Source organism: Kribbella sp. NBC_00709, assembly GCF_036226565.1.
In the GTDB taxonomy this organism is placed as follows: domain Bacteria; phylum Actinomycetota; class Actinomycetes; order Propionibacteriales; family Kribbellaceae; genus Kribbella.
This window is the reverse complement of sequence record NZ_CP108996.1, coordinates 8,085,406-8,099,325: the sequence shown is the minus strand read 5'-3', so window position 1 is coordinate 8,099,325 and position 13,920 is coordinate 8,085,406. Positions and strand designations below refer to the sequence as shown.

The 13,920-nt window shown below is 69.7% G+C and carries 12 protein-coding genes; 5 read left to right on the top strand and 7 right to left on the bottom strand.

Annotated elements, in window-relative coordinates; translation table 11 throughout:
- Window positions 1-45: 45 nt before the first annotated feature.
- Window positions 46-1,038 carry an ArsR/SmtB family transcription factor gene (locus OHA18_RS39385; RefSeq protein WP_329000496.1) on the top strand — a complete coding sequence of 331 codons (993 nt, stop codon included), beginning with the start codon at window positions 46-48 and terminating at the stop codon, window positions 1,036-1,038.
- Here the strand turns inward: OHA18_RS39385 and OHA18_RS39380 are convergent.
- Window positions 1,035-3,440 (bottom strand): beta-glucosidase, encoded by a 2,406-nt coding sequence (locus OHA18_RS39380; protein ID WP_329000495.1) that lies wholly within the window; start codon window positions 3,438-3,440, stop codon window positions 1,035-1,037. The two genes, OHA18_RS39385 and OHA18_RS39380, sit on opposite strands and share 4 nt — an antisense overlap.
- Before the next feature lie 46 nt (window positions 3,441-3,486).
- On the opposite strand from OHA18_RS39380, the gene OHA18_RS39375 reads away from it, so the two are divergent.
- The 4 genes from OHA18_RS39375 to OHA18_RS39360 all read left to right on the top strand — a co-directional run bounded on the left by OHA18_RS39375 (window position 3,487) and on the right by OHA18_RS39360 (window position 5,903).
- Entirely contained in the window at window positions 3,487-4,068 is a 582-nt protein-coding gene (locus tag OHA18_RS39375) for a TetR/AcrR family transcriptional regulator (protein ID WP_329000494.1), read from the top strand.
- A gap of 7 nt (window positions 4,069-4,075) precedes the next feature.
- Entirely contained in the window at window positions 4,076-4,927 is an 852-nt protein-coding gene (locus OHA18_RS39370; RefSeq protein ID WP_329000493.1) for a CPBP family intramembrane glutamic endopeptidase, read from the top strand.
- A gap of 62 nt (window positions 4,928-4,989) precedes the next feature.
- Window positions 4,990-5,322: a hypothetical protein gene (locus OHA18_RS39365; protein WP_329000492.1), complete on the top strand. Its 333-nt coding sequence runs from the start codon at window positions 4,990-4,992 to the stop codon at window positions 5,320-5,322.
- Between the two features lie 59 nt (window positions 5,323-5,381).
- Window positions 5,382-5,903 carry a GNAT family N-acetyltransferase gene (locus OHA18_RS39360; RefSeq protein WP_329000491.1) on the top strand — a complete coding sequence of 174 codons (522 nt, stop codon included), beginning with the start codon at window positions 5,382-5,384 and terminating at the stop codon, window positions 5,901-5,903.
- Window positions 5,904-5,910: 7 nt separating this feature from the next.
- Here the strand turns inward: OHA18_RS39360 and OHA18_RS39355 are convergent, their stop codons facing one another.
- The 6 genes from OHA18_RS39355 to OHA18_RS39330 all read right to left on the bottom strand — a co-directional run bounded on the left by OHA18_RS39355 (window position 5,911) and on the right by OHA18_RS39330 (window position 13,896).
- Complete coding sequence (locus tag OHA18_RS39355; RefSeq protein WP_329000490.1) at window positions 5,911-6,642, bottom strand: amidohydrolase family protein; 732 nt, start codon at window positions 6,640-6,642, stop codon at window positions 5,911-5,913.
- Entirely contained in the window at window positions 6,636-7,364 is a 729-nt protein-coding gene (locus OHA18_RS39350; RefSeq protein WP_329000489.1) for a hypothetical protein, read from the bottom strand. The genes OHA18_RS39355 and OHA18_RS39350 overlap by 7 nt, the downstream gene beginning before the upstream one ends.
- Window positions 7,365-7,482: 118 nt before the next feature.
- Window positions 7,483-8,712 (bottom strand): DegT/DnrJ/EryC1/StrS family aminotransferase, encoded by a 1,230-nt coding sequence (locus OHA18_RS39345; RefSeq protein ID WP_329000488.1) that lies wholly within the window; start codon window positions 8,710-8,712, stop codon window positions 7,483-7,485.
- 16 nt (window positions 8,713-8,728) lie between these two features.
- Entirely contained in the window at window positions 8,729-10,675 is a 1,947-nt protein-coding gene (locus OHA18_RS39340) for a hypothetical protein (RefSeq protein ID WP_329000487.1), read from the bottom strand.
- Window positions 10,672-12,501, bottom strand: a complete 1,830-nt coding sequence (locus OHA18_RS39335; RefSeq protein ID WP_329000486.1) for an outer membrane protein assembly factor BamB family protein — start codon at window positions 12,499-12,501, stop codon at window positions 10,672-10,674. Before OHA18_RS39335 ends, OHA18_RS39340 begins: the two co-directional genes overlap by 4 nt.
- Window positions 12,502-12,684: 183 nt before the next feature.
- Complete coding sequence (locus tag OHA18_RS39330; RefSeq protein WP_329000485.1) at window positions 12,685-13,896, bottom strand: helix-turn-helix domain-containing protein; 1,212 nt, start codon at window positions 13,894-13,896, stop codon at window positions 12,685-12,687.
- Between the last annotated feature and the right edge of the window lie 24 nt (window positions 13,897-13,920).

Here is a 13,920-nt window from a genome sequence, read left to right as displayed (position 1 = left end):
ACGGCAAGCTCGGCGCCGCCTACAGTTTCGGGTGGAGGCGAAACGTTGTCCGAATTCCTGGTCGATGCCGACACGCTGGTGAACGCGCGGTTCGGTACGTCGCAGCTCACCGAGACGGTGTCGGCGCTGAAGCTGCTGCGGGTGCCGGTCGAGCCCTGGTACCGGCCGTGGAAGGACGCGCACAGCGCCGCCTTCGAGGCCCAGCTGGCGGCGAACCCGGTCTGGGCGGCGATCATCGACAGCGCGTTCGGGACCAGCTGGGCGGCCGACTTCTTCACCGTCCCGCCGCTCGAACCGGATCTCGCGCTCCAGGACGAGCTCGGGCCGCTGATGGCGCTCTCCGACGATCACATCCGGGCGGACCTGAGCGTCGTACGCACGCCGTTGCCGCCGATCCTGCTCGAGACCCGAGGGCTGGCTGCGGAGGCTGCTGAGTTGTTGCGGTGGATCTGGAGCGCGACCATCGAGCCGGAGTGGCCGCGGCGCCTGCGGCTGTTGCAGGCCGACGTCGTGTCGCGGACGTCGCGGCTCAGCGAGCAAGGGTGGTCGGGCGTGCTCCGTGGGCTGGGTCCGGATGTGCGCTGGCTCGGCGACGGGCGGATCCAGGTCAATCGCTGGGACTATCCGGTGACGGACGTCCGCGGGCGGGATCTGATGTTCATCGCCGCGCACACCCAGCGGGTGAACGTGAGCTGGCGGTTGCCGGATCGGTTCGCGCTGGCCTACCCCGTGACCGGCATCTTCGCGACGACCGCGACGCCGGACGAGCCGTTGGTGCAGCTGCTCGGCCGCAACCGCGCGCGCATCCTGGTCGAGGCCGCGTCGCCGGTGAGTACGACGCTGCTGGTCGCGACGACAGGTCTGTCGCTCGCGACGATCTCCGACCATCTCCGGGTGCTGACCGACAGCGGATTGCTGGAACGCCGCCGGTCCGGACGGTCGGTCCTGTACTGGCAGTCCGACACCGGCCGCCGCGTTGTACGGCGACCGGCGTCGACCGCCCCGAGCCCCGATGAGCTCGCGCAGCCGGGCAGCTAACGGATCTGCAGCTCCGTGGAGAGCGGCAGGTCCGAAACCGACGAGCCGGCTCGGATCGTGAAGGCACCGGGGTCAGCTGTCCAGCCGTCCTGCCAGTGCTCGAAGGTGTGGTTGTGCAGGTTGACGGTGATCTCGCGGGCCTGACCGGCGTCGAGGCGTACGACGGCGAATCCGGCCAGCCAGCGGACCGGGCGATCCACCGTGCTGTCGGGGCGTTCGACGTACACCTGGACTACGTGCTTGCCGGCGCGGTCGCCGGTGTTGCGGACGGTCAGCGCGACAGACGTCGGGTCGTTCGCGCGCAGGCCGGACAACTCCCAGGTGGTGTAGCCGAGGCCGTGGCCGAACTCGTACGCCGGCTCGGCGCCCGCCTTCAACCAGGCGCGGTAGCCGATGTGGACGCCCTCGTCGTACCGCACGACGCCGTCCTTCGGGGTGACGTCGATGACGGGTACGTCGTCCTGCTCGCGCGGCCACGTGGTCGGAAGGCGACCGCCGGGCTCGACCTGGCCGAGGAGAACGTCAGAGAGCGCGTTCCCGTATTCCTGGCCGCCGAAGTACGTCGCCAGCACGGCCGCGACGTCGTCACGCCAGGGGAGCAGAACGGGGGAGCCCGCGTTGACCACGACGACCGTCCGGGGATTGGCCGCGGCGACCGCGCGGACCAGGTCGTCCTGCCGGCCGGGCAGCGCGAGCGAGGTACGGTCGTAGCCCTCGGACTCGACCTTCGAATTGGTGCCTACGACAACTAGCGCCACGTCGGCGTCGCGGGCCGCCGCGACGGCCTCGTCGATCAGGGCCTGCGGATCGTCGTTGGCCGGCTCGATGCCGACGGTGATGCTGAAGGCGTTGTTCAGGCCGCCTTCCAGCTTCGGCAGGTCGAGCTCGATGTGGATGTCGATCGGCCGGCCCGCGGTGACCTCCAGCGGGGTGGAGATCGAGGGTGGTGACAGCAATGCCGCGCCGAGGTCGGTGCCGACCGGGACCGCGGTGTCCTCGCGGAGGAGCTTGCCGTCGGCAAAGATCCGGCCGCGGCCGACCGAGGCGAACCCGAGCTGGACCGCACCGGACTCGTCCGGCGTCCAGGTGGTGCGGAACTCGAAGACTGCGCTCTCGGCGATCGGGGCATCGCCGCCGAGGTAGACGAGGGCGCTGGAGAACCGGTCCTCGGCGTACAACTCGGATCCGTCGGCCGCCAGGAAGCGCACGTGGGCGCCGCGTTCGCCGGTCTGCGGGTTGGACATCGTGGCCGGTGCCAGTTCGGCGACGCTCTCCTGGACGACGGCGCCGATCGAGTACGTGATCTCGGCGTTCGGGAGCGCGGCGCGGAGTCCATCGAGCGGCGAGACCACTGACGACGGGATGACGGTCGCGCTGCCACCGCCCTGGGTGCGTGCGTCGCGGGCGTTGTGGCCGATGACCGCAACCTTCGTCAGGTCTTGGGAACGCCAGGGGAGCGCTGTCTGGTTTCTGAGCAGAACGGTGCCTTCGGCGGCCGCCGTACGGGTGAAGGCGACACCGTCCACCTGAGGCGGATCGGCCGGCTTCTCGTGCCCTTCGAGGGCGCCGACGCGGGCGGCGAGGGCGAGGATGCGGAGGACCTTGCGGTCGATCGCGTCCTCCTTGACCTCACCGGACCGGACGGCCTGGAGGAGTGCGTCGCCCCAGGCGCCGATCGGACCCGGCATCGCGAGGTCCTGTGAGTGCTTGGCGCTCTCGACGCTGCGGACCGCGGTCCAGTCGCTGACCACGACGCCGTCGAATCCCCAGTCGGTGTTGAGCGGGGTCTCGAGCAGGTCGTTCTCCGAGGCGGTCGCGCCGTTGATCGAGTTGTAGGCGCTCATCACCAGCCACGCCTTGGACTCGGTGACCGCCTTCTCGAAGGCGAGTAGGTAGACCTCGCGGAGCGTGCGTTCGTCGACCACGACGTTCGCGGTGAACCGGTCGGTCTCGAAGTCGTTCGCCACGTAGTGCTTCGGGGTGGCGCCGACGCCGAGCTCCTGGACGCCGGCGACGTACGCCGCGGCGAGCTCCGCGGTCAGGACCGGGTCCTCGCTGAACGCCTCGAAGTGCCGGCCGCCGAGCGGGGAACGGTGCAGGTTGATCGTCGGGCCGAGCACGACGTCGACGTTCTTCCGGCGGGCCTCGAGCGCCGACACCACGCCGTACCGATGGGCGATGCCGACGTCCCAGGACGACGAGAGAGCGGTTGCCGACGGGAGGTTCAGCGACGGGTCGCGCTCGTCCCAGACCGGGCCGCGGACGCCGCTCGGCCCGTCGGACAGCACCATCGAGCGCAGGCCGATCGCGGGCAGCGCGTGGGTCGACCAGAAGTCCTGGCCGGTGAGGATCCGGACCTTCTCCTCGAGGGTGAGCCGGCCGAGCAGGTCGTCGAAGTTCATGCCGACGACTGTACGTCCGAAAACCGAGTGATGCTAGGTTTTGGGTATGGCCACTTCCAGAGGTCCGTACGCGAAGGGCGTCGCCAAGCGGGAGGAGATCCTGCGGGCCGCGCTCGAGGTGATCGCGCGGCATGGCTACCGGAAGACGTCGACGCGTGAGCTGGCGGCCGCTGTCGGGCTGAGCGAGGCCGGGCTGCTGCACTACTTCGGCTCGAAGGAAAAGCTGTTCGAGGCGGTGCTCCGGGCTCGCGACGAGGCGGACCGGTCGCGGTTCGCCGACTCGACCGATCCGATCGACCTGCTGACTACTGTCGTCCGGCACAACGGGTCGGTGCCGGGTCTCGTCGAGCTCTACTCGACGTTCTCCGCCGAGGCAGGCGACCCCGAGCACAACTCCCACGACTACTTCGTCGACCGGTACGCCGGCATCCGCGCCGCCCTCGCCGACGAGGTCCGCACCCGCCAGTCCGCAGGCACGTTCAACTCGTCCGCCGACCCGGAAACCATCGCCACCGTCCTGATCGCGCTCTCCGACGGCCTGCAGATCCAATCGCAGTACGGCCTGGCCGCCGACCCAGGCGACCTCTTCACCCACCTCCTGAACCTCCTGTCCGCCCCCGCGAGATAGTTGAACCATGACGAGCCCCGCCGACGACCCCACCACCCCGGCCGAGTTCGCAGCCCCGCGCAGCGCCGAAGGCAGCACCCCTTCCACCCCCGCGGTCGAGCGGTCGCTGCCTTCCCGGCGGGTGCTCACCAAGGAAATCTGGCTTGTCCTCGCCTTGTCCTTGGGGGCCTCGGGTGTGGCTGCGGTGATCTCGTTTGCCGGGGTGCTGACCTCGTCGAAGCCGATCAGTGGGCAGACGGCGGTGATTGTGGGGTCGCGGGCTCCGGGGCGGCCGTGGCTGGATCTGAGTTGGCAGGTGTTCGCGATCGTGACCGCGCTGGTGCCGGTCGCACTGGTCGGGCATTTCCTCGCCCGCGGCGGGGAGACGCTGCGAACGATCGGCTTCGACCTGCGCGACCGCCTGCGGGACCTCGGCCGCGGTACGGCGATCGCGGCGGTGATCGGCGGCGCCGGACTGCTGTTCTACATCGGTGCACACGCGACCGGAGCCAACCTCACCGTCGACCCGTCACAGCTGCCCGGCTACTGGTGGCGGATCCCGATCCTGATCGCGGTCTCCGCACAGAACGCCGTACTCGAGGAAGTCGTCGTGCTCGGCTACCTCAACCACCGGCTCGATCAACTCGGCTGGTCCGTCCGCCGCGCGACCCTCACCAGTTCGCTCCTGCGCGGGTCGTACCACCTCTACCAGGGGCTCGGCGGGTTCGCCGGCAACGTGATCATGGGCGTGATCTTCACCTGGCTGTACCGGCGGTGGGGGCGGATCATGCCGCTGGTGGTCGCGCACACGCTGATCGACACCGGCGCGTTGATCGGCGCGACGTACCTGCTGGGCAAGGTCTCCTGGCTACCCAGTTGAAAGCTGGACAAGTGTAAAGACTGACACGTAACCGATCGGGCCCCCAACGGGTTGAGGTTGTCGTGACAGTCAACGGGGAAATCACCAGTCCGCCAGAGATCGATGCCGGCCTGGCTGCGGCGGCGCTCGCCGTGTTCGCACACCGGCACGAGGTCGTCCATCTGCTGTACGCCGCCACCGACGAGCCGGATGCGCTGGCGCGGATCGGCGCGTTGCTGAGGGTCGACGAGGCAACTATCGCGCGGGTTCTCGGCCAGCCGCTGCGCTGGATGCTGCCGCAGTTCCGCACCGAGCTGGAGACGATCGCGGCCATACCGGACGCCGCGATCACCGCACCGGCCGTGGAACCAGCAGCCGGCACGCCGGCGAGTCTCGAGGCAGCGTCGACCAGCTGAGGCTGCAAGTTCCTGCCGGATGATCGCAGGAGGCACCGCTCCACCGTTAGGTTGGAGCGGTGCAGACGTATGGGCGGGACGTGCTGGAGATCGCGGACGAACTGACGACGGCGTACGTCGAGGTGTTCACCGGGCCGCCGTTCGAGCACCGGGACCCGGAGGCGACCCGGACCGCGTTCCGGAAGCGGCTCGAACAGGACGCCGAGCGGGACGGGTTCCAGGCCTGGATCGAGCGCTCGGACGACGGGCGGATCGCCGGGTTCGTGACCGGGTGGACGACGCCGGCGCCGTTCCGGACCGACCGGTCGTACGGCAGCGTCCTCGACCGGATCGGCGCCGAACAGGTCGAGGAGTTGCTGGTCGGCGCGTTCGAGGTGGACGAGCTCGGCGTACTGGCGCACGCCCGCGGCGCCGGCCTCGCGCCCCGCCTGCTCGAAACGGCCACCCGCGAGCGCTCCCGCGCCTGGCTGCTCGCCTGGAACCAGAACCACGACGCGATCGCGTTCTACCGCCACCTCGGCTGGCGCGAGCCCGAGGTCCGCGGCCCCGAGCACGACATCCTCGTCTTCACGACCACCTGACGGCGGGTCAGAGCGCGAAGAGGTCGGTGGCGTTGCGGTGGGTGATGGCCTCGTGCTCGGCGGGGGTGAGGTCGGCGGCTTCGAGGGCGCCGAGGGCGATCGAAGGGTCGATCAGCGTCGCGTCAGTGCCGAACATCAGGCGGCTCGGGCCTATCCGGTCGAGGATCCAGCGGATCCGGTTCGCCTCCGGCGCGGACCAGCACGGCTCGAACCAGATCCGGTCGGACCGGTCGGCCGCCTCGGGGACCCTGGGCCAGCCGTTCGCGCCCATGTGACCGGCGAGCACGCGCGCGCCGGGGACCCGGGCGGCGACGTCGGCCAGATCGACGACGGTGTCGCCCCAGGTGTGCACGAGCGTGGGCAGGCCGTACTCAGTGGTGAGTTCGATCGCCTCCTGCATCGCGGGCGAGCTGATCGGCGTACGGCTGTACTCGCTGTGGATCTTCGCGCCGACCCACCGCGTCCGCCCGTCGCCGGCGAGCAGTTCGTCGAGGTCGGTCCGGGCCGCGTCCAGGCGCCGCGGGTCGACGACGATCATCCCGCGCAGCCGTGGGTCGGCCGGGAGCTGAGCGGCCAGGGAGCGGTTGCCGAGCGGGGCGTCGTACACGATGCCCTCGATCGCCGAGACGAGCTGGAGGTCGATGCCGAAGCGGTCGATCAGGTCGATGTTGATGTCGATGCTCGCGGTGTCCATCGAGAAGAACCACGGACCCCAGTGAGCGTGTACGTCGATCAGCATGCGGGCTCCAGGAGGGTCTCGAGGCTGCGGCTGCCGGCCTGTGCGATCTCGTCCGGGCCGAGCTTGGACGTCAGCAGCCGGCGGACCACCGAGCGGGTCTCGTGGAACGGCGTCCGGCACCCGAGCACCAGCCGCTCCGAGCCGACCTCCGCGGCCACGATCTCGAGCGAATCAGGTCCGGTCAGCATCCGCGTCGAGGTGTGGAATCCGGGCTCCGACCGGGCCATCACCACGAAGTCGCCGAGGTAGTAGAAGTGCGTGTCGAGGAACACCACCCGCGCCCCGAGCCCCCGCAACGCCGGTCCGACCTTGCGTACGTCGCCCTCGGTGAAGATCGTCAGCCCGGCGTCGACGAGCAGTTGCACGACATGACCGAACGACGGATACCCCGGCTCGACGCTCTGCGCGGTCGGCGCCAACCGCACCGCGCGCGGCGGCGCGTCACCGGACAGCTGCCGCTCCAGCTCCTTCTCGGCACCCAGCGGATCCCGCAGATCAAGCACCGGGCACGACGACCACCCGTTGCCCTCAGCAACCTTGCGCGCCTCGTCGTTCCCCGACGGTACGTCGAAGTGCACCGCCCGCAGCGCGGACACCACACCGCCCGCGATCCCGCTCGCGTCGAGCACCTCCCGCACCTTCTCGGGCTGCCCCCAGCGCCCCGTCGTCACGTCGTGCCCGACCAGGATGTCGCAGTCGAGCAGCAGAGGAGAGCCGGTCACGGGGCCTCCCGGTCTGGACTGAGGAGCGGAGGGAGCGAAGCGACCGGAGCGACGAGGGAAGACCGGGAGTCACAGCCCCGGGACCCGCCGCGCCGGAGGCGTGGCATTGGTACGGTCATCAGGCCTCCGGGGACAGGGCGTTGTGAACCTTGCGGATCGCCGCGACGATGTCGTCGACGTCGGAGTCGGTGTAGTTCTCGTTCCAGGGCAGGACGAGGAGGCGGTTGTTGATGAGCTCCTCGGCGTTCGGGCACAGGCCGACCGGGTACGAGACGTCCTGCAGCGGGAACCCGGAGTCTCCGTACGTGATCCGCTCGCGGACGGCCGGCGCGGCGTACAGCGGGCTGGTCAGGTAGCCGCCGTTCGCGGGAATGCCCTCGGCGGTCAGCGCGGCGGCCCACTCGCGCATGTCACCGGCGGCCTCGGAGATGATCAGCGGGTACTGCCAGTACACGTGGTCGTGCCCGTCGGGTGGCGGGGTGATCCCGGCCAGATCCGCGATCCCGGCCGTCGCCCGGAGAGCCGCCGTACGACGATCCTGGATCACGCCGCGGAGCCGGTTCAGCTGCGCTCGCGTCACCGACGCAACCAGCTCGGTCATCCGGTAGTTCAGCGCGAGGAACAGGTACGTCCGCTCGTCGGTGTCGCGCGGCCAGCCCTTGTCGGCGAACAACCGCATCCGCCGGGCCTTCTGCGCGTCGTCGGTGACGGTCAGCCCGCCGTCGCCGGCGCTGATGTGCTTGGTCTGTTGCAGGCTGAAGCAGCCGATGTGCCCGATCCGGCCGACGAACGAGTCGCCGACCGGCGCGAGATACGCCTGCGCGCAGTCCTCGATCAGCAGGATCCCGTGCTGGTCGCACAGCTCCCGCAACTCCCGCACCCGCGCCGGTTTGCCGAACAGGTGCACCACGATCACGGCCTTGGTGCGCGGCGTGATCGCGGCCGCGACCGACTCGGGCGTCAGGTTCCCGGTGATCGGGTCGACATCCGCGAACACCGGTACGGCGTTCTGCATCATGATCGGGAACACGGTGCCCATGTCGCTGATCGGGGTGGTGATGATCTCGTCACCGGGAGCCGGGTTCACGGCGGCGACGGCGAGGTGCAGCGCCGCCGTACCCGAGCTGCAGGTGACCGCGTGCCCGGCGCCGAGGAGCGAAGCGAACTCCAGTTCGAGCGCGGGCACCTCGGTGCCCCAGGTGGCCGACAGCATGCCGCTGCGGAGCACCCGCTCGACGGCCTTGACCTCGTCGTCGCCGAAGCGCCGGCCGCTGGCGTTCATCACCGACGGCAGCGGGTCCGTGCGGACCGGCGTACCGCCGTCCCGGGCGAGCTGATCGTTCTCCATCAGAGGAATCCTTTGCTTAAGGCAACGGTAGTTGGACGAGGTCGCGGTCGGCGAGGCCCCAGACCGAGTGCCGGTCCGGGTGCCGGGGCCTGCGGACCGGGGTCAGTTGCGGCACGGTGTACCAGCCGTCGCCCAGGTTGTTCACGAGCAGCTTCGCGGGGCCGGGACCGAGCTGGTACAGGTTCCCGCCGAAGTTCGTTTCACAGTAGACCCCGGTCCGGTCAGTGTGGATCTGGCCGTAGCCGGACAGTTTGTTCTCGCCGCGTACGACGGTCTTCGTCCGCAGGTCGTACCGGAACCAGCCGCCGCTGGTCCGCTTCAGGACGCCGTACAGGATCCCGTTGTGGACGGCAACGCTCTGGATGGAGCGTTCGCCGGCGAGTGGTTCGACGGTCCAGAGCAGCTTGCGCCGACAGAGGTCGAAGGCGGCGACCGCTGCCGAGGTGCGGGCCGGGGTGATGCCTCCGCCGCCGACCACATCCCCGGCGAGGTACGCGATGCCGTCGACGACCGAGACGCCCAGCACGCTCTGATCGGGGAGCACGCCGTAGTGCACGTCCAGCTCGCCGGTGCGCACATCCAGCAGCGTGAGCGCGCCGGTGAGCTTCCCTGTGCCGGGCGCGGACGCGATCGCGAGCAGCTTCGACTTCTCGTCGTACGCCGCCTGCCACGGGCGAATCTGCTCGTGACCGATCGTGCCGAAGCTGTGCACCTCGCTGGTCCGCGGGTTCACACGGACCACCTCGGTGCTCGGGTACAGGGCGGAGTACAGCTCGCCGCGGACCCAGGAGAGTGTCTTCGCCTCGCCCGCGACGCGGATGCGCCGAGTGGCGCCGGTGTCGGCCGCGTGCTCGGTGATCACCCAGTGACCGCCGACGTACAGATGCGGGTCGCCGAGCTGGATGGACTGTGGCAGGTCCGGCGCGGGTGTGAACCCGGCGTCGATCAGGTCGAGCAGTTCGAAGGAGCCGGTGGAGACGTCCAGCCACCAGAGCACGCCGGATCCGGTCGCGCCGAGCAGCGTGGTCGCATCGAGGAACACGAGCTTGCGGTGCTCGTCCTGCGGCGCCGGCGTGGCCACCGCGACGAGACCCTCAGGCCCAGACTTCCATACCGTTCCCGACGTCCGTGTGGTCAGGTACGCCGTACCGTCCGCGGCAACCGTGACCGCGTCGACGCCCGTCTCGCCGGCGGGCAGCGGCACACTGCGAACGTCGGTACCGTCGAGCGCCATGCTGAGCAGCGCCTGGCTGCTGCCCACAAAGATCCGATCCTCCGTGGCCGCGAACGGTCCGAAGTTCTGTCCACGGGACGCCTCGGGCGTGAGATCCCGGAAGACCCCGGTACTGCGGTCGTACCCGACCAGCTGCGACGGCGTGTAGATGCCGGCGTACACGTAGTTGCCCGCGGCACCGACATACCGGCCGTACTGCGCGCCTGCCACCGGGGCGCCGAGCCGGGTCGGGGTGTTCGTCGCGGGGTCGATCTGCCAGACGGCGCCGTTCGGGTAACTGACCGCGAACACCTGGCCGTCGGGCGCGGTCGTGAGGTCCCAGACGAAGCCGCCCGCTCCGGCCAAGGTCCCGACATGGGTCAGCGATCCGTCGGCGGGGTCGAAGCAGTAGACGTCGGCGACCGGGTAGAGGCCGGCGTAGATCTTGCCTGCGGCAACGGTGATTCCCCAGCCGCCTTCGCCGGTCGGAAGCTCGACCGTCCTGGTGACCTTCCGGGTGGACAGGTCGATCTCTGTCAGTCGGGGCGGGACGATGCCGCGGCTGATGACGTACGCGTGTCCGTCGTGGACCGCCATCGCGACGACGGCAGCCGTGACAACAGCAGGGCCTGCGGTGGGTAGCGTCGAACCGTCGATGGGAGTGTCCTCCGCGTGTGCGGTCGTGGGCAGGGCGGTGAGTGCACTGGTCGCCAGGGCACCGGCAAGCGCCGTACGGCGGGAGATGATCATCGGAGTCCTCCGACGCGGATGAGGTCACGGCCCTTGATCGTGTACAGGGTGTCGCCGTTGTGGGACGTGGTGATCAGCGGATAGCTGTAGATCTGGGCTCCGAGATTGTCGACCACGGTGGTGATCGTCAGGGCCGGCGTGATCTTGAAGACGCGCTGGTTGTCGGTGCCGTACAGGCCGGAGCGGGCGATCGTGAGCCGGCTCTGACTGGTGCCGAGTGTGGCGCTGCCGACGAGCTTGCCGGTGCGCGGATCGAGGACGGCGAGCCGGCCGTCGTCCGTGGTCGCGTACAGGCGGCCGCGGTAGACGACGAGATCGCTGTAGCTCTGCGCGGCGGACAGCGGAGCGCTCTCCCAGAGCACCTTGTTGCGGCGCAGATCGAAGGCGACAACGGTTGCCTCGGGCAAGATCGGGTCGGTGCCGAGGCTGTTCCGGGTCGCGCCGCCGAGGTACGCGATGCCATCGGACGTCGTCACCGAGCGGACGGATTGATGAGGTACGACGCCGCGGTGGACCTCACGTTGGCCATTGGCCAGGTGCTGCTCGACCAGCGTGCCGTCGTACTTGCCGTAGTCGGGCTCGGTGGAGATGAGCCAGGTGCGCGACCGGGCGTCGTACGCGGCGTCCGTCGGGCGGGTCTGCTCGTTGCCGATCTGACCCAGCTCGTGCAGGCCGGAGCCGTCGGGCTTCATCTGCCACAAGCGGGCCAGCGTGTAGACGCCGAGGTAGATGTCGCGGCCGATCGGGGTCAGGGTCTTCGCTTCACCGGGGAGGAAGGTGCGCGTGCTGGCACCGGTGGCCAGGTCGTGGACCTGGATGCCGGCCTTGCCGCTGACCAGCACGGAGGTCGGCGTCGCGGTGATCGCCATCGCCTGCTCGGGTGCGGGCGGCAGGCCGGCCTGGCCGAGATCGGTGCCGGTGAACTCCCCGGTCGTCTCGTCGAAGTCGACGACCTGGCTGGTCAGCTCGGCGCGGATCGTCGAGCCCTCGACGAAGATCCGGTTGAAGTACGCCCCGTCGTACGGCGAACCGAGACGGGTCAGCGTGTTGTCGCGGTATCGGTACAGGGTGCCGGACGGTCTGGTGCCGAGGTAGATGTCGGCGCCGTCGATCGTGATGGCGGTGATGTACTGGTCGCCGCCGGGCGTCTGGACCTCGACCGGGTTGCCCAGGTCGGCGGTGTCGAAGACGAGCATCGTCCCGGTGGGGGACAGGCTCGCGGCCAGCTTCGTGCCGTCGAGCGCCAGGGTGGCGACGAAGGTCCGGTCCGCGTATTTGGCCGGGAGTACGTCGCGGCGGTCGCCGGTGGCGCGATCGATGGCGATCAGGTGCGCCTTCGTGCCGACGCCCGCGTAGATCGTGGTCGCGTCGGCGGCGATGCTGCGGACGTACTGCTCACCGGCGACGGCAGCGCCGTAGGACTTGGTGGCGCCGGTGGCCGGGTCGTACTCGTGGACGGCGCCGTCCGGGTAGGTGCCCGCGACGATCTTGCCGTCGGGGGTCGCGGCGATCGACCAGATGAACGAGCCGAACTGAGTGACCTTGGTGGCTGTGCCGGTCGTGGTGTCGACGCGGTAGACGTCGCCGGGGGTGTACAGACCGATGTAGAGGTCGGTGCCGATGTGGGTCATGGCCCAGGCGCCGGCGCCGGTCGAGAGCGAGAACTTGCGGTCGACGGTCTTGCCGACCGGGTCGAAGGCGCCGACCTGGACCGGCGATACGCCGGAGGTGATAGTCCAGATCCGGTCGCCGACCTGCTCGGCGACACTGGTCGAGGTCACGGCCGACGCCGGACCGAGATTGGTGACCGTTGGACTTTCGGTCACGTCCGGAATAGTGGCGCGGGCTGGGGCGGAAACGCTCACCCATCCTGCGCAGACGACCAGAGTAGCGATCAATCCCCGTGCGAATCGCTTGTCCACAAGGCCTCCCGGGACAGTGCGCACTGAATTACGGTCATGGCTGAAATTAGCCGGACGTGCGTCAGCACGTCAACCGCTCGGGAAGATTCAGAGGTGAACGCGGTAGACGACGAGCGGGCGGCCGCTGCCGGTGCCGAGCTGGGTGCCGGTCGCGTCGGCCAGGCCGGCCCGCTCGAGGCGGTTCAGGACGCGGCGCGCAGTGCGGGGCTGAATGCCCAGGTAGTCGGCGACCGAGCGCGTGGTCAGACCGTCCTCGGGCGTGGCGTGCACAAGCTCCTGCAGCCGCTCGAGGGTCGCCTTCGACAAGCCCGCGCGCTGCGCGAGCAACTGCAGCTTCGACCGCTGCTGAGCCCGTGGCGCCGCACCGCCGACCAGCACGAGATCGATGTCGTTCCGCAGCGAGACGACCGCCGCCGTCCGGCCCGCGGTCCGCGCCCGCCCGAGCGCGCGACGCGCCAACGCCTCGGTCTCGGTGCCGGACCCGCCGATGCCGAACCCGATCCGCACCGGTCCGAACTGTTCCTTCAGCCGGGTCAACATGCCCAGCTCGGTGAACGAGGCGGTCGCCTGGTCGAGCGGTCCGCGGGTCGCGATCACGAGCCAGCGCTTGTCGTCGTACCGGATGACGCTGCCGCCGAGCGAACCGGCCTCGCGGCGGAGAGCGCTCTCGGCGTCCGGAGAGATCTCGACCAGGCCGAGTGCGATCTGCGCATCGTCACTGCGCAAAGCGTCATGTACGAGCAGCAGACTGTTCACTGCGCTGCGCACCGAGTGAACCGAGGGAGCGAGGCGCAGCGTGGTCTGCTCGGACCGCAGCTTCTCGTACGCCGATCGCAGACAGGTGATCGCGACCGTGGCGCCGGCCTCGTGGTGGAAGGCGAGGATCTCCTCGAGACTCAGCCCGGGCCGGTACGGCAGGACGCGGACGCCCCGCGTCGGCAGGCCGACCTCGTCGAACGTCTCCCGGACCTCGGCCTCGTCCAGTACGTCGATGCTGAGCGAGCTGACGTCGTGGCCCTCGCTGAGCAGTTGCACCAGGGCGCGCATCAACGTGGCGCCGGTGTACTCGACGTGCGCGGCCGGTCGGTCGAGCAGGTCCTTCGCGGCGGCCATCTGGTATGGAACGACGCCGGTGAACAACCACGCGTCCACGCTGCCCGGCGCGTTGGCCATCACCTTCGGAGTGTCGGTCTCCCGCCGGTACCGCAGCGGGACGACCTCGACCCCACGCAGCCCTTTGAGGATCCGGCCGGTGGAGGTGACCAGATCCGACGGCCCCACCACCCCGATCGTCGTCACCAAGGGGTCCCCTCCTTCATCGGC